Annotated in this window: 7 protein-coding genes; 1 reads left to right on the top strand and 6 read right to left on the bottom strand. The window is 35.7% G+C overall.

Annotated features, from left to right (window positions below):
* Positions 1 to 22 precede the first annotated feature (22 nt).
* Complete coding sequence (locus tag R4Y45_RS06825) at positions 23 to 19,864, top strand: hypothetical protein (protein ID WP_339970433.1); 19,842 nt, start codon at positions 23 to 25, stop codon at positions 19,862 to 19,864.
* Positions 19,865 to 19,944: 80 nt separating this feature from the next.
* Here R4Y45_RS06825 and R4Y45_RS06820 read toward each other — a convergent pair whose 3' ends face one another.
* The 6 genes from R4Y45_RS06820 to R4Y45_RS06795 form a co-directional block, all read right to left on the bottom strand.
* Positions 19,945 to 20,979: a DUF916 and DUF3324 domain-containing protein gene (locus R4Y45_RS06820; RefSeq protein WP_339970432.1), complete on the bottom strand. Its 1,035-nt coding sequence runs from the start codon at positions 20,977 to 20,979 to the stop codon at positions 19,945 to 19,947.
* Between the two features lie 107 nt (positions 20,980 to 21,086).
* Entirely contained in the window at positions 21,087 to 21,653 is a 567-nt protein-coding gene (locus R4Y45_RS06815) for a WxL domain-containing protein (RefSeq protein WP_339970431.1), read from the bottom strand.
* Positions 21,654 to 21,702: 49 nt separating this feature from the next.
* Positions 21,703 to 22,911, bottom strand: a complete 1,209-nt coding sequence (locus tag R4Y45_RS06810) for a hypothetical protein (protein WP_339970430.1) — start codon at positions 22,909 to 22,911, stop codon at positions 21,703 to 21,705.
* A 156-nt stretch (positions 22,912 to 23,067) separates the two neighbouring features.
* Complete coding sequence (locus tag R4Y45_RS06805) at positions 23,068 to 23,592, bottom strand: hypothetical protein (RefSeq protein ID WP_339970429.1); 525 nt, start codon at positions 23,590 to 23,592, stop codon at positions 23,068 to 23,070.
* Between the two features lie 123 nt (positions 23,593 to 23,715).
* The gene (locus tag R4Y45_RS06800) at positions 23,716 to 25,530 is read right to left on the bottom strand and encodes a carbohydrate-binding domain-containing protein (RefSeq protein ID WP_339970428.1); all 1,815 of its coding nucleotides are present in this window, start codon (positions 25,528 to 25,530) and stop codon (positions 23,716 to 23,718) included.
* Positions 25,531 to 25,545: 15 nt separating this feature from the next.
* The coding region (locus R4Y45_RS06795; RefSeq protein ID WP_339970427.1) for a DUF4956 domain-containing protein at positions 25,546 to 26,190 on the bottom strand (645 nt) is incomplete at its 5' end.

Here is a 26,190-nt window from a genome sequence, read left to right as displayed (position 1 = left end):
TAATTGGAGGTAGGAAAATATTATGCTTTACAATAAAAATAAAATACACAAAGAAAACGAAAAAAAAGTACTAAAAAAAGTTAAAAAACAATGGGTAGTTGCTTCATTATCAACATTTACTTTAGTTGGTGGTGCACTAAGCATGCCTCAATTAAAAGTATTTGCTGCTAATAATGATAATTCAGCACAAACACAACAGACTACAACTACAAATCAAAAAAATGAAGAGACTAAAAATTTAGTTAAATCAAATGATTCAAAAAGTGCACAACCAAACACAAAAATTGAAAAAAACCCTGATTCAGTACAATATTCTGTAGCATCTGCTCAAAACAATAGTAATGGGCAAGGATTACAAGATAGCAAAGCACAAGAAACAGACACAACTAACATGTCAAAAGGTGTAAACGAAGCTAAACAAGAAGCCTTACAAGATTTACAAAATGCCCCTACTAGAAATCCAATGAAGACTCGACAAAGCTTGTTGAGTAATGGCTATTCAGCAGTTTATGCACAAGCTTATGAAGATTTTTATCAAGGTTATTTAGATGGTGAACAAGATGCTACAGTAAACAACAAAACAAATGCTCAACAAGGATTTGCAACACAATATCCAGGTTCATATAGTCCAGAAAAAAAAGCAGGATATGATGCTGCTAAAAACGACTATAAGATGACCACAGAAAAAAATAGAGGCTACAAGTTTGCTTTAGCTGATGTTATGAACACAACACCTTCTAAAAGAAAATTAAATACATATACACTTGATTTCCAAAGTGCATATAATGATACTTATGATGGTTTTTGGTTAGGTTATCAAAACAAAGATAACCCAGCAGGTGTTACGGCAAGTAATTTTGCTGGAAAAAGTGCTCTATTTAGATTAGCTTATGCTAAAGGGTTGCAATTTAATGGTGGAACAGAGATTGATGCCCAAAAAGCAGGTATTACTGATGCTCAATCTAATAATAATAGAAACAGTAACCTAAAAAATTATTCTTCTGGTTATCAACAAGCTTATTTAGACGCTTATCAAGGTTATTTAGATGGTGTCTACGGTTCTTTAACAGCATCAAGTCAACGTAATGGATCTTCTGATGCTTATAATTCAGGATATGTTTCAGGGTACGATGCAGGTACCAATAGAGATGAAAATGTTCATACTGGATTTAATGATGGTAATTCTGATGCTCAAAAAGTTGTTCCCACTAAGAGTGATAAATCCCAAGCTGAAGAAACTAACTCTGACTACAAAAAAACCTATCTTGATGCTTATCAAGGATTTTTAGATGGTAAATCAGATGGATTTAATCCACAAGGTACTCAAAAAACTAACTTTGATAAAACACAAACAATGTTATATCGCATTTCATATGGAGCTGGATTTGAATACGGTCAAGATGATTACAAGGGATCAGCACAAGGAACAACTGATGGAACTACTTCTAATACACCTAAGGATTCGCAGCTATCTGCCAAATCAAGAGGTTATCAAAATGGTTATAACTTAGCCTATGATGGGGCCCAAGATGCTATTTTGAACAAAGGTGCAAAATATGATGCTAAATCTGGGGTACAAGAATATCAAATGGGTTATAGTACAGGGCAACAAAATGCGGTTAGTTCTGTTGCTAATGTTTCCACTGCTGCTGATTTTTATAATGCCGTTATGAATCCAAAAGTTACTAGAATTAATGTAACTAAAGATTTGAATTTCTGGGAAACATTTACGGATAGTTCAAATATTGTTCATCAAATGTATAATAACAATACAATTATGACTCAATATGTTCCAGCAGGAAGAGATTTGACTGTCAATGGACAAGGTCATAATGTTGATTTTGCAGGTTATTCTTTCTATATGGGTACACCTGATAAGGCATTATCTATTCAAGATATTACGATGTATGGGACTAACTACTATGGACCTTTGAGTATGCTTGGTAGTAGTAGTAACTACAAGACAGCCGTTAACTACAATAATGTCACTTATATTGGTAATCAGTTAACCTACTCACCTTATGCAGGTATTACATTTAGTGGTGTCAATAATGTTCAAAGTGGTCAAAACTATTATCCACCTGTAACAGATCCTTCAAATAAAAATACGCCTAATTATGTTACAATGTCACAATTTGCAACAGATTATGATAGCAAAAACCAATACTACAGAGGTTCAATTAGTTCAAATGTTTATGCTAGACGAGTTGAATTTACAAAAGGAAGCTCTTACACTGGTACTACATACAACGGATCTAACTTCGCCATTGGTGGTTGGGGACAATACAAACCATTAGATGATAATACCCCCGAAACCCAAGACTCTAATAGTTTTGTTGTTGGTGAAGATGCTACTGTTAACTTAACACCAAGAGGTAGCAGCGGTTCATTATATACGCCAACAGGTCATGGTTATGGTATTTATATGATGAGTGCTTACGGTGGTATTATTCTTAATAAGAATGGGCAATTGAATATTACGCCTGATATTAATCCAAATAGCTATTCTCAATACTCAGGTTTAGGTGTTTATTCATACGGACAAAATGGTATCCAAGTAAAAGACGATGCTAAATTTAATGTTCAAATCACTCAGCCACTTCAAGATTGGAGTAACGTTGTTAATTTAACAAACGCTTATTCAACAATTAACACAGGACAAAACTCTGTCTTTAATATTTCTGCAATTAATCAACCCACAACCAGCAAATCAACGGCATATCGTAACTTGCTAAATACAGGAACGGTTTTACCTCGAAAATATGCAAACTATCAAAAAGATTTCACACCTGTAACCTTGGGAAGAGATACTTCGTTTAATCTTTCTGCTGACGGTAATGCACCAGTTTCTCTAATTCAAAATGGTGATCCTTATACCAATACTTATAGCTATGGTCCAGGAAGTAATGCTTATCAAAATAACCAATATATTAGAGATTATTACGCACCTTATATTAAAGCTGATTCCCTAACCAAAAATAATGTAACCTTGGATTTATCTCAAAATACAGCTAATACTGGTTATTATTATAGTACTATCTTTTCCCGTAATGGATCTGCTGGATTTTATTATCCTGTCAATATTGAAGCAAAAGATACAAATATTACAACTGATCCATCAGGAAAAAGTAAATATGGTTCATTCCATAGTGTTACAGTTCCTGTGGTTTCAGGACAAGGACAAAATAGTCCTTTTGCAAAGAATCCACAATATCCCGGTTACCAACTTGTTATGGATAACAACATTCAAACTGTCAATACTTCTTCACAAAATAATTATTTAAATAATTTTGATCCTAAGGGGCTGACTTATTTCCAACTAAACCACTTAGACATTATTAATGTTGATATATCTGGTTTAACTAATTCTCAAGGAAACTACTTCCTAAATGGGACTGCCACACCTAATTCATATATTCTGATTAGTGAAAATGGTGTACCAATTAGTTCACCTAAAGCTAATATCACTAACTTAGGTGATGGAACAGATAAGAAACAATATCACACAGTTACTGATTCTAATGGGAACTGGAGTGTAAACTTAGGAAATAATGATGAAGGATATATTAATAGTGGTAGTCTTTCAGCCTATGCTCGTAATGGTGCTTCAGAGGCAACATTTAACTATGGCGTTGATTTGTCTGATAAAGATCTTGCGACAGTTGATGGTTATAATGATGGGTTGATTAATAAAAAACTTAGTGGAAGTGAACTATCTTCTAGAGGTGATGTTTATCGCCGTGTATACGAAGAAAACTATACCCAAACTAATGCCTTATACCGAGCAGACGTAATAAAAGGATTACAGGAAGCTAGAGAAGATGTTATTAATGGTATTACAAAACAAGATAATAAGAATCGAAGCATAGGGTTCCAACAAGGTTATATTGGTGCAAGTTATAATAACGATGGTACTATTAATGAGAAATTCCAAGGCGGTTATGATAGTGATTTAAGTGAATTTAATAACGGTAAAGCTGAAGGTTCAAGACAAGCTTCTATTAATGGACCAGAAACACCAAAAGATGGAACTGATGTTTATAAAGCTGGATACCGTAAGGGCTATTATGAAAATAACCAAGACTATAAAAAGGGATTTGATTTAGGTCAAAGCGATAGCAACAGTAGTAAACCACAACAAACTACTTTTGGACCAAACGTATCAAATGCTTACCAAATAGGATATGCCGATGGTTATCGTAAATCGGATAGTCAAAAACAATCTGACATTGAATCTGGAACTAATGATGGTAATAGTGATGGGTTAAATAACAAACCAGCATTAGGGACAAATGGTGCACCAGTATTTCCATCTGATGCCTCAGATAGCTATATTAATGCATATAATGCAGCATATAAAGCAGCAAAAGATAAATATAACTCCGATTATAAAGCTGGACAAACAGATGGAATGAATGACGGAAATCAAGGCCATAATCCTAGAAACATTTCTGGCAACTCTTCTGCTTATCAAAAAGGATACAATGATGCTTATAATAAAGCTAAGTCAGGATATGATCAGGATTATAAAGCTGGTCAAACAGCTGGTACAACTGATGGTAGTCAAGGTAATTCTAAATATTCTGATACTAATTTAAGTGAGTGGAATAAGAAAACTCCTGCTTATCAAAATGGATACAATGATGCCTATAATACTGCTAAAAGTAATTATGATAGAGAATATAATAGTGGATACAATACAGGTGTTATTGATTCAATTAACAATGATAGTCGAGATATTTCAAAACAAAGTGCTCCTTATCAAAAAGGATATAACGAAGCTAAAAAATCTACCAATGCTGATGAAATAAATCAAGCTAAGAGTGATGGACAATCTGATGCTCAACAGACTCCTCCACAAAAGAGACCATTAGACGGAAAAAGTGGTCAGTATCAACTAGCTTATAACCAAGCTTACCAACAAGCACTTGATCAAAGAATGGCTCAAGAATACTCTGGTAGAAATAATGGTCGTCAAGATGCACTTTCAGGTAAAGATACTCAAGAAAATAATTATACAGATCCAGCACAAAAAGCAGCCTATCAAAAGGCCTTTAATGCAGTTAAATTAGGCCAAAACCAAGGAGCCTCAGATGGTGATAATGGTAAAACAGATGTATCAACTATTCCATCTAGTGTAGATCCTGAATACACTGCCGAATATCAAGCTGGATATAACAGTACTAATCCTAGTCATATCGCAGATTATCAACAGGGATTATCAGATGGAATGAGTGATGCTATTACCAAACCTAAACCTAAGTCTTTAGATGGACAAAAACCTGGTTATCAAAATGGTTATAATAAAGGATTCCAAGCAAATCCCTCAGGATATAGCAATGATTATGACCGGGGGGTTAACCAAGCTAAGGCTGATGCTTCACAAGGAATTCCAGTTAAACCGGCAGATTTAGCTACTCAGTCACAAGAGTACCAAGATGGGTACAACAGTGCATTTGATAATGCTAAATCTGATTATGATGATAAATATAAACAAGGTGAAGATAAGGGTAAATCTGATGCTGTTAATAAGACAACTTCTGATATATCAAAAGAATCACCCGCTTATCAAAATGGATACAATAAGGGTTATAAAGAAGCTGCAGCTAATAGCAATACTGACTATCAAAGTGGTTACAATGATGGACGTGTAGCAGCATCGAATAATCCAGATAGTCAATTACCATCTGATTTAAATAAAAAATCACCAGATTATCAAACAGGATTTAAAGATGGATTTAATTCAATTAAAAATATTCAAAGTAATGATGATAAGCTAAAAGTAACCGCAGGTTCAGAAGCTGGATACAATGATGGTACAAAAGGATTAAAACCTCAATCAGATAACGATATCTTGATGGATAAAGACAAAGGACCAGCTTATCAAGCAGCCTATAAACAAGCTTATGATAAGGCCAAAGCAACATATGATCAAAGCTATAATCTAGGTGCAAATGCTGGTCGATTAGATGGACAAAATGGCAAAGATCAAGATACCGGATTGTCTCAACAACCACAAGGGTACCAAGATGGGTATAATTCTCAATATAGTCAAGCTAAGGCAAACTACGACCAAGATTATCAAACAGGGACGAGTGCAGGAGCTCAAGATGGACTAGCTCATAAACCAATCTCTGATTTATCTAATTCATCAACAGGCTATAAGGACGGTTATTTACAAAGCTATGCTCACTCAAACTCTGTATATGCTCAAGGACAAGCTGATGGTCTAAATAATCGTAAATCTTCTAGTTCTGATCCTAGTTATCAAGCAGGTTATCAAGCAGGAAATGAAACCTATCAGAATGGTTACCAAAGAGGAGCCAATCAAGCATTATCTGATATTAAAAATAATGTTCCAGATAGAAGGACGGGGGGAGATATTAATCCCTCAGGAATCGATGTTTCTGAACAAGATAAACAAAAACGAGCAAACTATGATGCTTACCAAAAAATGCCTGCTAACTATAAAGACGGGTATAATAACTATGATGATATTAATTCTGGATTTTCTGATGGATTGAGCGATGCTGCACAAGGAAATGATTTTACTTTAAATAAAACAACCCAAAGTGACGGCTATAAAAAAGGTTATCAAGAAGGTATTGCTAGAGGTAAGCAAAAATATGATTTAGATTATCAAGCAGGTGTTGCTGCTGGTGTTGATAAAGGTGTTAAAAAAGAACCTGCTGATTATACATCTGCTAATCCAACTGACAAAAATCCATCTTATGCTTATCAATCAGGGTATATTCAAGGTTATCAAGAAGGTTCTAATAAATCTCAAGCAGATCAAGCCAAAAATGACAACTATAGTCAAGGGTACAAACAAGGTCTTGAAGTTGCTTCTAATACAGGTGGTAGTGGGAGTTTCTCTTCAGGTAATTCTGATCAACAAGCTGGTTATAACGATGGTGTTGAAGCTGGTAAAAAACTTTATAATATTTATCAACAACAAGGAAAAGAAGATGCCGTCAATGATGCAATGTCAGGTGCTTTAAACGGAACACCAAAAAGTGATAAAAAAGCTTATACAGATGCTTATAACGATGCTTTTGGTAATGCAAAAAATGTATTTGTTTTAGGTAAGGCACAAGGATTTTCTGATGGTCGTAATGGTAAGGTAGGTAATGCACAAGGTACTGATTTAAGCCAAAGTGATATTACGAATACTGCTAATGTCGGAAATCAAATTTTTAATAATGAGATTCCATCAGATAAAATTTCGGATAAAGATAAGCAGGATTGGTTAAACGGACGTTTATCTGGTTTTACTAGCTACTATAATGACATAGCTAAATTTAATTCTGATAAAAATAGATTGTCCGCTTCTAATACATCGTCTGATTCAGATAAACAATTAGCAGATCTTTATCAAAAAGTCTATGCTAGTGGATATAATGAACAATATGATAAAACACATGCTTCTTATGAAACAGGTGTAAATGTTATAGTGAAAGATTATATCGACTCACTAACTAAACGCCGAAAATCCGATGACGATTTGAAATCTAGTTTAAAATTCGCAACAACGGGATTAAATGCTACTTATGATTCACAATCTAGTGAAAATGGATTTAATATGCAAAAAGCATCATATGATTCTGACTACAATAGCGGTCAGCTTCTAGGTGCAATCAATGGTTATCAAAATATTAATACCAAAATAGATGGGACAGCTCCATATGTTGCCGGATACAACTCTACTTACGGTGATGCTATTAATAAATATAAATCTTGGTTTGATCAAGGAAAATCAGATGGTTCATTTAATAATGCTAATAAAGCGGATCAAAATTATAATGCTATTACTGATAGTAGTAATTTGATTACTAATCAACAGCAGTATTCAGGTTATGCAAAAACCGCATACAATAATGGGTACTACTTGACCAAAAATAGTTATGATTCAGGCGTTTCAAAAGCCTTTTCTGATGGGCTAACTGACGGTCTTAATGATAATTATATTCAAAAGACAGCAACACAATCGTCAAGTGCTTACCAAAACACTGATTTGGCATACAAGAATGGTTATAATAGTGCGTATGATGCAAGTAGAGATAGAAATTATCAAGCAGCTGTTGCTGCTGGTTCTCAAGACGGAATCACGGATGGAATGAACGGTAACAATAACCAAAAAACTAATACAATAAAAAGCATACCATCTTATCAAAGTTCCAATTCTTATAATACAGCTTATCAAGCTGCTTTTAATAAAGCACAAGCTGATGGTGCAACTGCAAAACTTAAAGAAGCTTATAATTTAGGTAAACAAGATGCTATTTCAGATGGCGGTAAAAGTGCAACGCCTACAAAAGCTAAGTGGAATCAAGAGGATTCGCAGATTCCTAACTATAATGATAATTATAATAAAGGGTATCAAGATGCTTATGATGGTTATCGTGCTGGACAAGCAGATAGTTTAGTGGGTGCAAGATATAATGATTACAATGCTGATAATACGTCAGATGGTTATACAAGTGGTTATAATTCAGGATATACACAAGGTAGCCAGAAATATAAAGATGATTACAGTTCTGGACAAGCAGCCGGAACTGATAAAGCAAAAAGTAGCAATAGTCAAGCTACTATTTCATCAGAAAGTCCAGATCTTGTGGGAATGAATAAAGCATACCGTGATGGATATGTTGAGGCTTATAACAAACAAGTTGCACAAAATGTGCAAAATGCAGCAACTCAAGCTCAAAAAGATAGTACAGATGCCGCTCAAGGACAGTTAGACGGTGCTTTTGATGGTAGAACTGGTCAAACTAAAAACTTTGAAGGTACAGATAAGTCTCAAGCTTATAAAGATGCTTATAAAAAAGCTAATGATAATTCAACATCAGCTTATCAATCAGGTCTAAATGCTGGTCAAAATGATGCAAATAATGCAAAACCAAAAGATTCAAGTCAATATAGCAATGGACTTGATTATCAAAAAGATCCTGAAGCCTTTAGAAATGGTTATAATTCTGGTTATGATTCAAAAGCCTCAGATGATAATAGCTATGCCTCTGGTTACAATAAAGGAACTTTAGATGCTTTAAATGGCCAAAATGATTCTTCTGGATTGACGGGAGATGCACAAAAAGGTTATCAACAAGCTCAAACTGATGTTCATAATCAACGTGTACAAGGAACAACTAAAGGAAAACAAGATGGTGAACAAGAAAATCCACAAAAGGATGATAACAGCAGTAAGAGTTTAGCCTATAAGACAGCTTATGATACAGCATTTGATAATGCCTCTAAGCAATCTTCGGCTGATAGACAGAATGGACAAAGCCAAGGACGTCAAGATGCTTTGAATAATCAACTTAAAGACCCACAATTAAGCAGTAAGTCTAAACCATATCAAGATGCTTATAATAAAGCTTATGATGATGGACAAACAGACTACTTAGCTGGAATCGGGAAGCAAGATGCTGATTCAGACTTGAATTCAGGTAGAGGACGTCGAGCTATTGATCATTATAAAGAACGATTCGGTGACAATAGTTCTGTATCTAGTGATTATACTAATGCATATAATAAACAATATGATACCTCCCAAGGTACTCAAGACGGTATGATTGATGGTCAATCACAACAACCATCGCAATATGCTAAAAATGGTAAAAATGCAACCGCAGATTACAATAATGCATATCAAGCTGCTTATTCTCAAGCACAAGCTCAGAAAAATGGTCGTCAAGATGCTTTAAACTATGGCCAAAAATCTCCTGATTTAAACAAACAAACACCAGCTTATCAAGCCGCTTATAACAAAGAATTTGATAAGACACAAGGGGTTATTGACGGTACTCAAGATGGTTCAAAGGGTGTAGATAGAAGTTATAAATTCAATACACCTGAGTATACCAATGCTTATGATAATGCTTATAATCCAGCAAAGGGTACTTATGATGGAACTAAAGATGCTGCAACAACTGGACAGAAACGTCCAGATTTAAATAATCAACCTGCTGATTATCAAGTTTCCTATAATAACGCTTTTGATAACCAACAAAAAAATAATACAGCTGACCGTCAAAAAGGTGCCAAAGATGCATTAAATGATGTAGCTACAGGTAACCATAAGACAAGCTTTGGTCCAAATGATACACCGGCATATCAAGATGCTTATAATTCAACTTACGATTCAGTAAAAGGAACGCAAGATGGTCAAAAAGACGGTGCTACAAACTCACCAAAACGAGATGATTTAGCTAACCAAAGTCAAACGTATCAAAACGCCTACAACAAAGCTTATAATCCACAAAATGGTAATTATGCTGGTACTCATGATGCTGAAAATAATCAACCTCGTAATACAAATAATGACCAACCTAAATCTTATCAAGATGCTTATAATAAAGCTTACGATACTACCAAAGGTCAAAAAGATGCACAAGCAGATGTTGATGCAGGCAAACAAGATAAGCGTGATATTTCAGGTCAATCTCAAGAATACCAAGATGCTTATAATAAAGTGTTTGATACAGCTAAAGCAACTAGAGATGGTGCAAATGCGGGTCAAAAAGCAGGTGCTAACCCAGCTTATTCCGATTTAAATAATGCACATCAACAAGACCCTGATTACCAAGCTAACAAAGATAAGCTAGATTATACTAAGGCTTATGACGATGCATATAACCAATCTAAAAATAAAGATGATCAACAATCTGGTATTCAAGATGCATTTTCAGGATCTAAAAAACCTAATAAATCTGATGCCTATAATAAAGCATACGATAACGCTCACGATAGTATAGTTAAGGCAATGGATGATGCGGCTAAAAGTAGGGGAAACCAATCTGCTAATAGTTCTGATCCTGATAGCTATAACAAAGCTTATAATGATTTTGTACAAGGTAGAGCTAATGGACAAGCTAGTGCTAAGGCAAACTCACCTAAACCATCTGATTTAGGTAGTCAAAGTACAGCTTATCAAGCGGGATATAACAAGGGATATGATACTTACCAAGGATCTTCTCAAGGATTATTTGATGGTCAACAAGCGGCAGCCGGGGGAAGAACTATCCCTAATCCAAATCCAGATCCATCGAAATCAGACGACTACAAAAAAGCATATAACGACAGTTATAATAACGCATTCAATACTACTAAAGACAAAGCTGCTGGTGCACAACAAGGTGCAATAGATGCTCAAAATGGTAAAGCCAAAGTCGATAATTCTGCAAAATCACAGGCCTATCAAGATGGGTATAATTCTGCTTATGATACATCATCAGATGCAAGAGATGGTGCAAGAGATGGTGCAAATGCGGGACTTTCAGCTAATCCTGGGGATACTGCAAATCCTGCTAACAATAGATCTCAAGCTTACCAAGATGCTTACAAGCAAGCATTTGATGCAACTAAATCTTCAAAATCAGATAAAGATAAGAATCAAAAAGATTCTCAAAATGGTGTTGTTAACGGGCAGCGTGATGCTTATACTGGAGCTGCTAGAAATGATAATGGCTCAGATGCTTATAACAAAGCATATAACAGTTCTTATGATAAAACTAAAGGACAATTGAATGGTCAGGCTGATGCACAAGCAGGTAAAGATAAACAGATTGGTAGCAATGCTAGTGCTGATTATGCCAACTCTTATAATAAAGCTTATGATATAGCTAAAGGTACAGCTGATGGTGCAGCTAATGGTGGCCAAGGTGGTAGCGATATCAAACCAGATGGTAAATCAAGATATGATGATAAAGCTCCTGCTGGATCAGATGACTATAAGAATGCTTATGCTAAAGCTTATGATGAAGCACAGGGACGAAACGATGCTCGTGAAGGTAGATATCAACCAACATCTCATTCTGGTAATCAAGATGCTTATAATAAGGGGTATCATACAGAAAAAGGTGCTTCTCAAGGTACTCAAGATGCAACAAACGGAAGATATAATAATAATTTGAAAGATCCTACTGAAAAGCAAGCTTATGATGATGCCTATACAAATTATTATAAAGATATCGTATACTCTACTGGTTATGGTGATGGTGTCGCTAATAGAGATAACAATGCTGATTCTTATCCAACCAAAGGATTACAAGATATTTATAATAATGGTTATGTTGCAGGTAAAGGAGACTCTGACGCACAACAAGGTGCAGCTGACGGTAAAGCACAAGGTGATAAGGGATTAGCCCCTCAAAATATTCCAGGTGCTAGTCAAAGTTACCAAGATGCTTACAACAAAGCATACGACAAAGCAAAAGGTCACTACGATGCATTAAACAATCCATCTGCTAATATTAGTGATAAATCTTCTGATTATAAAGAAGGTTATGGACAAGCTCAAGGTGAACAAAAATCTAAAGGCAATAATCCAAGTACACCTGTAGGAACCGACTCAGCTTATCAAAAAGGATTTGATGAAGGAAAAGGTGCTGCTGATGCCCAAAAAGACTTTGATAATCCTAGCCAACCAAGTTCTAAAGATTCACAAGGATCAGATGATTACAATAAAGCATACAATCAAAGAAAAGCTGAATTAGAACAAAAATCTGATCAAGAAAAATCTGATCAATTCGATGGTACAAATCAAGGTAAACAAGATGCATTAAACGGTAGTCCTAAATCAGATAATAAAGGTAAGTCTGAAGCATATAAAATAGCATATAATAGTGCATATGATACTAATAAGCCACAATATGATTCTGATAAACAAGCTGGTGAAAATGCAGGTAAATTAGATGCACAAGCAAATCAACCAGCTCGTGATGTTACTAACCAATCTAAGGGATACCAAGACGGTTATAACGATGGTTACCAAGCACAACAACCTGCGGGTCAAGCAGCTCAAGGTACCCAAGATGCTAATGCTCAAATTAATTCAGGTAAGAATTTAGATGACATTAATCCAGACGAATCAAAATCAGATGCATACAAAAAAGCGTTTAATGATGCAGTTGATTATGCTAAGGGTGAAAGAGATGGTAAGGTAGCTCAAGGAACTAACCCTCAACCAGCTGAAGGTACCTCAGATAGTTATAAACAAGGTTTTACTAATGGTGTACAAGAAAACCAATCTGCTACAAATGCACAACAAAATCAACAACAAGGTGCCGCAGATGGTGCGAAAGCTGCACAAGATGCTGTCAACGCTGGGAAAAATCCAAAAGATGCTCCAAAACCAGATGGCCAAAAATCTTCTGACTATCAAAAAGCATATAACGATGCAGTTGATAAAGCTCAAGGTACAAAAGATGCTCAAGCAGATAATAGCGGTTCAAATAAGAACTCAAGAGACTTAACAGGGCAAAGTGCTGCTTACAAAGAAGCATATGGTCAAGAACAAGGTAAGCAACAATCAGATGGACAAAATTCTCCAACACCATCAAATAACAGTAACCAAGATCCTTCATATCAAAAAGGATATAATGAAGGAAAAGGTGCCGCAGATGGAGCTAAAGGAACAAAAGATTCAACAAATACATCACCTGATTACAATAATGCTTATAACAAAGCTCAAGATGCTAAGAGCCAACCTTCTCTAAACCAAAACCAACAACAAGGTCAAGCAGATGGAGAAAAAGCAGCTCAAGGTGGAAATTATAATCACACTGAAAATAGCAATCTTGACTATCAAAAAGCATATAATGATGCTGTTGATAAAGCTAAGGCTTCAAAAGATGCTCAAGCTGATGCAAGTAACCCATCAACACAAGCAAGAGATTTGAATAATGCTTCAGATGCTTATAAGGAAGCATATGGTCAAGAACAAGGTAAGCAACAATCAGATGGTAAGACCATAACTCCAGCAACTAATGGTGGAGATGCTTACACCAAGGGTGTTAATGAAGGAAAAGGTGCCGCAGATGGAGCCAAAGGAACTCCTAAAGATACTGCTAACCAATCACCTGATTACAATAATGCTTACGACAAAGCACAACAAGGTGCCACAGCTGGTAGTTCAGATGCACAAGCAGGCAAACCAAAAGCTGATTTGAGTAATCAATCACAAGCTTATCAAGATGGCTATAATAGCAGTTATGATAAACAAGCTAATAGTCAAGCTACTGAAAATGGTACAGCTGCAGGTGAGTCAGATGCTCGTCAAGGAAAAGCAAAAGCAGACTTAAGAGGTCAAACGCAAGCTTACCAAGATGCTTACAATTCAGGATATAACAAAGTAAATAGTGATATTGCCCAAGCTCAAGATGATGTTAAAAACAACATTAAAAAACGTGCAGGGCAATCACCTGACTATAGTAATGCTTATGATAAAGCAAGTTCTGATGCTCAAACTGCCACAGACTTAGGTAAACAAAATGGTTACAGTGATGGCTTAAACAATAAACCTAAAGACTCTAATAGTAATCAATCACAAGCCTATCAAGATGCTTATAACCAAGCTTACAGCCAAGGACAACAAGTCCGTAATGATGAACAAACTAGAGCTCAACAACTCGATAACCAAAATGGTGCAGCTCAAGGTCAAAGTGATGGTTCTACGGGTAAAGCTAAAGCTGATTTGACTAATCAATCACAAGCCTATAAAGATGCTTATAACCAAGCTTACAACCAAGCAAAATCTGATTATCAAGATGCTTATAATCGTGGACAAACTGCAGGAAGTCAAGACTTTACTAACACAGGTAAGAAAGTATCAAACGCAGGTCAATCACAAGCTTACCAAGATGGTTATAATCAAGGATTTGCTCAAGCTAAAGATAAGTCAGCTGCTGATAGAGGTGCTGCAAATCCTGATGCTAAAACAGCAGGAAATAGTGCAGGAACTTCAGATGCTAATATGGGTAAAGATCCAGTAAATAACAATGATCAAACTCAAGATTATCAAAATGCTTATAATCAAGCGTTTAACAAAGTAAAAGCAACTCAAGCTGGAACTCAAGCAGGTCATGAAGAATATACTAAAGAACCTGACTTATCTGATGATGATTTGAATAATCGTGCTCAAGCAGCTGCGAATAATGCAAATGTCAAAGATAAAGATTCTTATGTTAAAGCTTTCAAAGATGCTTATAATCAAGATAAAATAAGTTATAATTCTGATTATGAAAAAGGTAAACAAGCTGCTATAAATAATGACAGTAGTAACCTTGATCAAAATTCACAAGCTTATAAAGATGGTTATAATAAAGCTCAACAGGATAAAGTTAATGCTACAAGTGATGCTCAACGAGATATTGAGCATAAACAAGCAGGAAACTTAGATGGCAAATCTGCTGCATATCAACAAGCTTATGGCGAAGCTCAAGGTAAAGCAGTTGCAAATGGTGAAGCTATTATGCCACCTAATGGTGCTGCAAATTCAACGTACTATAATAAGGGCTATGACATTGGTAAAGGTACTCAAGATGGTATTAATGGAAACTACCAACCATCAACTGCTAAGTCTGGAAATGCAAATGCCTACAATGATGCCTATAACAAAGCAAACGGAAAAGCTTCTGATCAACAGAATAATAATCAACAAAAACAAGTCCAACAACAACAAGGTCAAGCCGATGCCCAAGCCGATGCAAAAAACAATACATCAAGAGACTTATCTGGAAAATCTCCTGAATATAAAGAATCTTACGGTCAAGAACAAGGTAAACAACAATCGGATGGACAAAATCCTCCAAAACCTACGAATGGCCAAGATGATTCTTATAATCAAGGATTTAACAAAGGAAAAGGTACTCAAGACGCTGCAAGTGGCAAGCCAAAAGACCTTAACAACTCATCATCGTCTTACAAGGACGCTTATGATAAACGACAAGATCAAAGACAAGTTGATACATCAAATGGTTCTCAGGCCGGTCAAGCCGATGCTAATAGTGGCAAACAAAAAGCAGATAATAGTAAGGAATCAAAAGATTATCAAAATGCTTATGATAGTTCTTACAATCAAACTCAAAATAATAAAGAAGTTGCGACTCGTTTAGGTACTCAAGATGGGTATTCAGATGCTGCAAGTGGTAAGCCCAAAGCCAATGTATCTAGTCAGTCAAAAGATTATCAAGACGCTTATAATGATGCTTATGACAAACAAGTAGCACAACAAGAAGCATCACAAAAAGATAAAAACCTTAATAAAGATAATAAAGACAACAACTCTGCTTTAACAGATGGTTCAAATGCTGGTAAAACAGATGCTGAACAAGGTAGACCAAAGGCTGATTTGAGTAAACAAACAGAAGCTTATCAAGATGCTTATAATAGGGCCTATGATCAAGCTAAGTCAGACATCATTGCACAAGGTACAAAAGATGCACAACAAGATGCTCAAAATGGCAATCAAAGAAACCTATCAGGACAGACAGATGATTATCAAAAAGCATACGGCCAACAACAAGGTAAAGCTAAATCAGATAATCCAGATAATCCAAATATTAAAACTCCAACAAATGCAGGAGATGCATATCAAAAAGGCTTTAATGAAGGAAAAGGAACACAAGACGTAGCTAATAATAAACCAAAAGATACTAATAATACGTCATCTGATTACAACAATGCCTATGACAAGGCTGCAAATGCTAAGAATGAACAAGCTGCTAAAGATAAACAAGATGGTCAAGAAGCAGGAGAACAAGCAGCTCAAGATGCTCAAAAATCAGGCAAACAACCTAACGAAGCAGCAAAACCTGATGATAGTAAGTCACAGGCCTATAAAGATGCTTATAACCAAGCTATTGACAAAGCTCAAGGAGCAAAAGATGCTCAAGCTGACGAAAAGAATCCATCAACATCAGCGAGAGATTTGAATAATGCTTCAGATGCTTATAAAGAAGCATATGGTCAAGAACAAGGTAAGCAAAAATCTGATGGCAAAAAAGTTACACCGCCAACTAATGGTGGAGATGCTTATACCAAAGGTGTTAATGAAGGAAAAGGAACTCAGGACGTAGCCAATAATAAACCAAAAGATACTAATAATACGTCATCCGATTACAACAATGCCTATGACAAGGCTGCAAATGCTAAGAACGAACAAGCTGCTAAAGATAAACAAGATGGTCAAGAAGCAGGAGAACAAGCAGCTCAAGATGCCCAAAATTCAGGCAAACAACCTAACGAAGCAGGAAAACCTGATGATGGTAAGTCACAGGCTTATAAAGATGCTTATAACCAAGCTGTTGACAAAGCTCAAGGAGCAAAAGATGCTCAAGCAGATATTCAAAACGGTAATACTGGTAATATGAATGATAAATCACCAGCATATCAAGAAGCATATGGTCAAGAACAAGGTAAAGCTAAATCAGATAATCCAGATAATCCAAATATTAAAACCCCAACAAATACAGGCGATGCTTATACCAAGGGTGTTAATGAAGGAAAAGGAACACAAGATGCTACGACTGGTAAGTCAAAAGATACCAACAATACGTCACCTGACTACAATAATGCTTATGATAAGGCTCACGATGCCAAACAAACCTCTGAGCAAAAACAAACTCCGGATCCAAAAGCTGAACAAGCTGGACGAAATAACGGGGCTGCGGATGCCCAAGCAGGCAAACCAAAGGCTGATTTAAGTAATCAATCTCAATCTTATAAAGATGGTTATAATAAAGCATATGATGCTGCTCAAGCACAAAGCTCATCATATAAAGCCGCTCAAGTAGCAGGTCAAGCAGCAGGTGTAGCAGATGCCCAAGCAGGCAAACCAAAAGCTGATTTGAGTAATCAAAGTGATGGCTATAAAGATGGTTATAATCAAGGCTATGCTCCAGCTGATTATAAAGCTGGTCAAAATGCTGGTACAGTAGATGCTCAAGCAGGCAAACCAAAAGCTAACTTAGACGGTCAAACTCAAACTTATAAAGACGGTTATAATAAAGCTTATGATCAATCACAACCAACAGCATGGCAAAATAAGGTGACTGAATCAGGTAAGTCTGATGGTTATCAAGATGCTGTATCTGGAAAAGATAAAGCTAATTTAGACGGTCAATCACCAGCTTATAAAGATGGTTATAATCAAGGTTATGCTCAAGGCCAACAAAGACAACAACAAATGCAACAAGATCAAAAAGTTAAAGATACGACCGAAGGTAGCACTGCAGGTAAGTCTGATGTCGAAAATGGTCAACCTCATGCTAATAACTCATCTAAATCTAAAGATTATCAAAATGCATATGATGCTGCTTACAATAAAGATGCACAAAATAATTATCAACAAAGTAAGTCTTCCGGTGAATCTGCAGGTGTAGCAGATGCTCAAGCAGGCAAACCAAAGGCTGACAATAGCAAACAAACACCAGCATATCAAAAGGGTTATGATGAAGCTTATAATAAAGCAAAAGATGCTGCAGATAAGAACGAGGATAATAGCTCTAAGAATCCAACAGATTCAACTAATGCTGGACAAGATGCTGGATCAAACGATGCTAAAGATGGAAGTAAGCCAACTGATAACAGTAATCAAACAACTGATTATCAAAAAGCTTATGACAAGTCTTATAGTCAGGCTAAAGGTGCGGCTGATGGGACAACAGCTTATGCTCAAAATCCAAATATGTCAGATAATCAATTAGATAATCAAGCCAAAAATGATGCTCAATCTAAAGGAATTAAACCTGAAAATCTGCCTGATTATGTTAATGCTTATAAAGATGCCTATAACAAACAAAAATCAGATGGACAAACAGCATACAATAATGACTTTAAATCAGGACAAGATGCTGCTATGAATAATGGGGCAAAACCAACTGCAAAATCTACACAAGGTTATAAAGATGGTTATGCTCAAGTTCAAAAAGATACTCAAGCAGCTATTAAACAAGCTGATGATGATTATCATAATGGTAATAAGCAAGGTTCTATAATATCTAGAGGTCAAACTAGCTATTCCCCAGCATATAAACAGGCTTATGGTGAAGAACAAGGCAGAATTGCTGCTAATAATCCTGACAAACTTCCTACGTCGCCGGTTGGAGATACTGACAGTAGCTATATTCAAGGATATGATAATGCCAAGGGTTATGAAGATGGTAAGAAAGGTATTACTAAACCTGAAACAAGAAAGGGAACCGATTCTACAGCTTATAATCAAGGTAATCAAAAAGGATTACTTCAAAAACAAGATAAAGATAATCCAAATACACCAGTTGTAAATTATAATACCGGTGGCAATACAGGTGATAACACAGGTGGAAATAATACTGGTGATAACACAGGTGGAAATAATACTGGTGGTAACACAGGTGGAAATAATACTGGTGGTAACACAGGCGGCAATACCGGTGGCGACACCCAAGGTATTAGTAAGAGAATTTCTTACCTACCAGGATATTCAGTACTTGTATGGAACTTACAATCAGGTACGCCAACACCAAGTTACTCATCTGATGCTTATCGCTTAGATGGTTCTGTAGTCCAAACTTATCCTGATCAAACTCGTGTTATTAATAACGTTAAATACGTTAAGATTGATACACCTAATGGTGATAGTTGGATTCAAGCTCAATACTTGAAAGATATAACAAAAGAACGTTTAATCGACTACTTACCAGGTTATGGTGTTCAAAATTGGTCATTACAAAATGATGGTAGTTTTGCACCAATTAATCAAAGTTACACAGCTTCAAATACTGTTGTAAATAGTTTTGAAGATAAAGTATATGGAGGGGTATCTTACACAAGAATTAATGCATCAGATTCAAATGTATGGGTACAAACTCAATACTTGAAAGATAATACCGAACAACCAATGGATACAGTTTTAACTGTTGGTAATGTTCCTGAAAATTACGCAGTATACTTGCGTGATCAAAAAGGTAATATGACTTCTCAATCTGTAATGCCTGGTACAACTTGGAGAATATTCGCTCAAAAAGTCATCAATGGTGAAACATACTACAGGTTAGGAACACAAAATCAATGGATTCAAGCCCAATACGCTAAGTTTTAATTCTAAGATTTAGTTATTTTAAAAATCTATTGATAAAAAAACCTCGAGGAAAATTTCCTCGAGGTTTTTTGTTTTTTAAATTATTTTTTATCTTCATCATCTTTATCTTTTTTACGTTTTAAGAAGAAGAATAACCATGATCCTATCAATAATAAAATTAAGAATCCAATAAGTAGTGAGAAATATAAAATAGTATGATCTGTTTTTGATTCATTAACAGAGGTATCGTTATATTCTTTTGCTTCTTCACCTTTTATAGTGAAATCCTTACTAAAATCCCATTTGTGTTGACTATTTTCAAGTGTTAAGTGAAATGTATAATCACCGGGGTTAAATAAATCGTCCCATTCTACAGAATAAGGGAAGTCAGTGTTTGGCGCGATACTTAGATTAGTATTCTGTCCTGAAATAACAGGATCAGTTGAACCTTTCTTGGTAATGTTATACTTACCTGTTAATTTTGTGATTAAGGTTGGTGTAATATTCTGTAGTTGCAAAGATGCAACATTGTGAAGATTACGTTGTGAAAGTACAACATCACTAGCTGTTAAATCAGGAGTGATGACTGTATCAGTTTGCTTAGCTCTAATTCCAACTGTACGTGTATAAACGTTAGAAATACCTCCTGAGCTTTCTTTACTTTGATTTGGCGTAATAGTAACCCCACCTAACAAAATGCCGTCAAAAGCTTCAGAAGGGCTATTTAGATTTAAGGTTAACTGTTGACTACTATTAGCAGGTACAGTGACTGTTGGATTGGGATTATAAATTAAGTCTTTAATGTTATATTTTGCTGTATTGTTAAGTTTAGCGTCTGTTTTTGAATAATTAACAATAACGTTTGAGTTGGTTGCTGCAGTATTAACTTGAACAGTATAAGTTTGAGGCGTATTACTGTTATTGGTCAATGTAAGCGTTAAAGGTGTTGCTTGTCCAGGTACTAACTTAACATCAAAGAATCCGCTATTATCGCCAATCTGATTGTCTGGTGGTGTGATGCCAACTGTGTAATCGTAGCCAGAACTATCATCAGCATTAACAGATGCTGACGATAAATTAGATATTCCCGTAAATAAGAGCAGCAAGATTGAAACTGTTTTTATTATTTTTTTCATAAGAACCTCCGTAATTTATTTTTGTATATAATTTTATTCTGTTATTTAGATAATAGTCAATAAAAAAACCACTTATCTGAAAATAGATAGTGGGTTTTTTTTGTGTCTTATTGCTCTGCGGAGACCGCATCAGAAGTTAAATTCCAAGTTAAAGTGGTTTCGTAACTATTTGCACGAGCATTTGCCGGGATATTAAGATAGGCGTTTAAATTGATTTGACTAGTTAGAGGTGTTTCTCTATTAGCAGATCCCATATAAGCTACATTTTGTGCTTCATTATTAATTAGCAAGTTTTGGCTATCGGTTTTTACATTTGAGTTGTCTGCTTTAGGATTGAAGTATAAGTTAATGCCATTATCAGTAAATCTGTTATCTGAAGTTACTGATAATTTCCATCCAGTTGTTGCCCCTCTAAAGTCATTAATTTTAATGAAAGAGTTACTATTTTCTTGATGATTATTATGGTTTTGGCCATTTAATGTAACAGGGCTGAATGTGATATCTTTTTTGTCTGCAATTTCTAGATTACCTGCATTAATTTGGATAGATGCTGTAGAATTTTTCCCAGTATCACCTGTTGTGTCGGCTGCGTCAACTTTATTTAAGTTACCAGTAACGGCAACAGCATTTGATACTAATAGAGCAGAAAACAATTTGATTACTGATTTTTTCATAATAAATTTCTCCTTTTAATCGTAAAAAAATTAATATTGTTTAAGGTTATTAAGGGGTGGAAGCTAAGTTCCAAGTTAATGTTGTTTCATAATCTTGAGCGAGGAATGACCTGTCATTTGGTACTTGAACAAACAAATGTTCAGCTAGTGGAATACGCAAGCTTCCACTACCGCTCCAAATCACAGTGGATTCATTTGATATGTTTTTAATTTCATTATTGCTTTTAAAAATAAGGTTTTTAGCTAATGCATTGTCGTCTTCTTTGGAACTGAGTGATAACGTCCATCCGGGTGAATTTTTGCGAGTATCTTCAATTATTACCGTGGGATTGTATTGCAATTTTATCTGATTATTTCCTATTCCTAAGGTATGGTCGTTAAACTTCAAGTTGTTAGGAACGGTAACATCAAATACTACTGGCTTAGGTTTAACGTGTACGGTAATTCCGTTTTTGAAAACATTTTGGAAGACCTGATTAAATCTGGAATCGGGTGTTGATACTTTAACATTTGAATAAGTGCCACTTTCGTTTCTTCTAGAGCCCAATTCCGTTTTAACAGAGATATCTTGACCATAATTAGTTTTGAAGTAATCGTTAATATATTGTTCTAAAGAGTCGCCTTCAGTGATGGTAACATCACTGAGGTTTTCCAAGCGCACTCGCTCCAACTCGTTATTGGAGACTGTGTAATAGAGTGTTGACCGTGACAGATCTCCCTTAAGGTTGGGACTTTCCGGGTCTCGCCAGTGAATTAAATATTCAGGAGGTAAATCGCCTATTATACCATCTGCATCATACCAAAAGCTTTTATCTGTTTCTAAAGTGTAGACAGCAATCACATCTCCGTCTTCTATTGGAACACTTCCCCATCTATCAAGAGGGTTCTTTTTTTGTTCTTGTCCTGTAGCAGATACTTCTTTTTTTATTTGTCCATTTTTCCCGATTAAAGTAATACGATAACGAATAGATTTGTCTCCAGATCTATTAATAGGGGTGGTTAAATCGTCGCCTTCTGAAATACCATAGCTAGCAATTAGTTGGCCGTTATCTACTTTAAAAACTCCGACAGTTCTGCTAGGATACTTTGTATACCCTTGCAAAACAATTGAGTTAGGGTATGAATCGGTTTTTGGTGGCTGATTTTTATTATTGGGGAGACCAAGACTTGCCGATAAAGCAATATTATTTATTGAAAAAAGATAAGCAAATGAGAGAAAAGACAGCATTGTCAAGAGTAGGAATACATATTTTTTCATGGTAAAACCTCTCATCTTCAAAACCACATATAACTAATCATGTATCGATAATACACGGTTATAATATCTAAAATATTCGAGTATGTCAATGAGTTGAAACAAAAAAACACACAACTATTATTTATTTTTAATAGTTGTGTGTTTTTTATGAATTAATTATGAATTTTTTGCGATATAGCCGTTTTGGTAAACGCTATATGTTCCGTTTACTTGATTTTCACCAGAATTTGAAACAGTAACCAAATAATAACCAGTACCATCTGGATTATAAATAACATCACCATTATTATCATTTGATATTTGGCGATTATAGTCCGTTGAATCATTTAACTGTTTAGCTAGTGAATAGGAAGCATTTGGTCTCGAAGTAACCACAGCTCTAATTAAATTCACAGAGACTGTTGAAGTAGCAGTACTGCGATGTTCAGATGAATTTTTTGGAATATTACTTGTAGAATTGTTGTCTTCTTTAACATTAACATCATTCTTTGAATTAGTGTTAACTGTATTAACACTTTTTGGTGTAGAAGATGTTGGTGATACAGTATTATTATTTAAAACTCGAACATTGGGAGTATCGCTATTAGTGTTTGTCTGCGTATCAGCAGCGGACTGGTTGGCATTAACTCCCAATGAAACTGTAGATATTAATGTGCCCAGTCCAATTAAAATTTTGTTCAAAATAAAAATCTCCCTTCGAGTCATATTATAACAGGTTGTAATGCTAATTCAATAAAACTATGATTATATCTTAATAAATAATCATAGTAACCCCATTCATTAAATATCATATGCATGCATTTTTTATCGTTTCATCATTCCCATGCCGCCACCTCCTGGCATGCCGGAAGTTTGTGTAGCAGTTGATCCGTCTTGGTTGAAATTATTAACTGCACTAGTTAATTGATAAGATCCAAGGAGTGTGGAACCATTATAAAGTTTATAAGTTTTACCTTGAGTTAAGTTAGTATTTGAGAAAACAATATGTTGGAAAGATTTTTCAGATGTGTAGCTCCCAACTGTTTGATCGCTTTCATCCTTAAGTGTTAGTTGGGTGTTTGTTTGAAGGGTGTTAGACAAGTAAATAGCTAACGCGGCTTGATTTTCAGCAGATGAAATGTTTTGGGCCATTCCCGATGCACCAGCTGCGACTAGTGTGCCGCCTGTTTGAGTAAAGTTACCATTGTAGTCTAAAGCACCGTTACCACCGTTATTAGGTCCGTGAACAGTTACAGTTCCACCTGACATCTTGATATTACCGTTACTATCTAATCCATCACCTTGTGCGTTAACTGTTAAAGTTCCACCTGTAATATTAATCTCTTTGCTGCTGTCAGCGGTATCTCCGCCACCAGGTCCTTTTGCCTGCCCTTGAGCACCAAATTGATCAGGAGAAAATCCAGTGGTTTGAGTCTCAGTATCGCTACCGCCACCAGCATTAACGCCATCATCTGTTGAGGTCACGCTAGTTGTCCCATCTTTAATATTGATTACACTGGCTTCAAGACCTTCATAAGAGTTTGAAATCGTGGTTTGACCGCCGGAAATTGTCAAAGTATTATCTGCATGCATACCGTCATCACCAGTTTTGATTTGTAAATTACCACCAGTGATTGTGACAGAATCGTTTGAATGAAGGGCATCATCTGCACTATCAATTGTAAAGTTACCACTTGAAATTAGAAGAGCACCACCAGCTTTTAGTCCTTTATAACTTTCAGAACTGTAAGCTGAAGTTGTTTGATACCCAGACGCAGTTTTAATAGACAAGTCTGCATTTTGAATACTTAAGTTGGTTTCTGCTTGTAAGCCATCTCGTCCACTATCAATTGTAAACTGGCCACCATTAATGGCAATGTAACCTTTTGTAGTATCTTCGGTATTATTAGCTTGAATAGCATCACCTTCGTTAGTTGATAGTTGGTAAGTGCCATCTTTAATTGCTACAGAGTCTTTACCTTTTAGAGCGTTATTAACAGCATTAATTTGATAGTTACCAGAGACAAATGTCAAGTCATCTTTACTGCGGATACCGTTTTGATAGTTAGCATTAACTTTCAAGGTCCCATTTCCATTAAAGCTTAGGTCATCTTTACTATAAATCGTCCCATCTGGTTCGGTTTCTCCATTAGCTAAATTATAGCTACTCCCATCGGTAAAAGTGTTCGTTGTGTTGTCAGCCAACGTAATAGCTACTTTGTCAGCCTGTTCGACATTAATAGCAGGACCTGATTCATTCGTAATAGTTACATTTTCAAAAACCAGATGAACTTTATCTTGGTTAGATGCAGCTACTTTAAGTTGACCATTAGTAAGTGAACCTTTAACAATATAGGTACCGCCTTTAGTAATGGTCACTGTCTCACCATCAATGGTGACACCTTCATTACTATTGGTTACTAATTTTGAAGAGAGGTCAATCGTCGTGTCTGATTGACTATTATAGGAAGTGTCTTGGTCAAAATTACTGTAATCACCATACAAACCTGAATTTGATAAGTTGGTTATTGATGTAGAGCTAGCAGTAGTTGCTGTTGATTGACTAGCAGCTCCTTGGCTTGAGCAAGCTGTTAGAGCAACACTGGTTAATAATAAGGGGATAATAAGTTTAGTTTTCATAACTAGCAGTCCTTTCTAAAGTTGGTCAGTACGTGTGGCTACTTTTCCTAAAACAACAGGTAAGTTCCCATTTCGTGTTCTGACATCATCAATTAAAGCTTTTTCATAAGCTTGATCTTTTAAAGTTAAGTGGTAGCGTAATTCATATAGACTACCCATTGTCGTTGTTTTGACAGTATCCAAATGATATTGGTGACTATATTTGGTAAATAAATCATCGAATAAGTTGGGATAGTCTAAATCTTCTGAAATCGTAATTTTAAGTTCACGTTCAGCCACTTTTTGGTTGTTACCAAAGTTTGAGTAGTATAAAGCTGTTAGCAAAATGGCCACGATAGCTGAGAAGATTAAAACGTATCCTACATATCCTATACCAGTTGCGAGTCCAATTCCCATTGCCCAAAAGATACTGGTTATTTCACGAGCACCTCCAGCAACTGAACGGAATCTAACTAAACTGAATGCCCCAACAACGGCCATTCCAGTTCCTAAATTCCCATTAACTAGCATGATGACTGATTGAACCAAAATTGGCATAATAACTAAGGTAGAGATAAAACTTTTAGTATAGGTGTTTTTGATCATATGGACTCGTGCAACGACGATTCCAAGGAATAACGACGTTACCATACAGATAAGTAAAGACGTCAGGTCAAGATT

It is taken from the genome of Holzapfeliella saturejae (assembly GCF_037546065.1).
GTDB classification, from domain to species: domain Bacteria; phylum Bacillota; class Bacilli; order Lactobacillales; family Lactobacillaceae; genus Holzapfeliella; species Holzapfeliella saturejae.
Note: the sequence above shows the minus strand (reverse complement) of the source record. Positions and strands in the feature narration are given on the sequence as shown.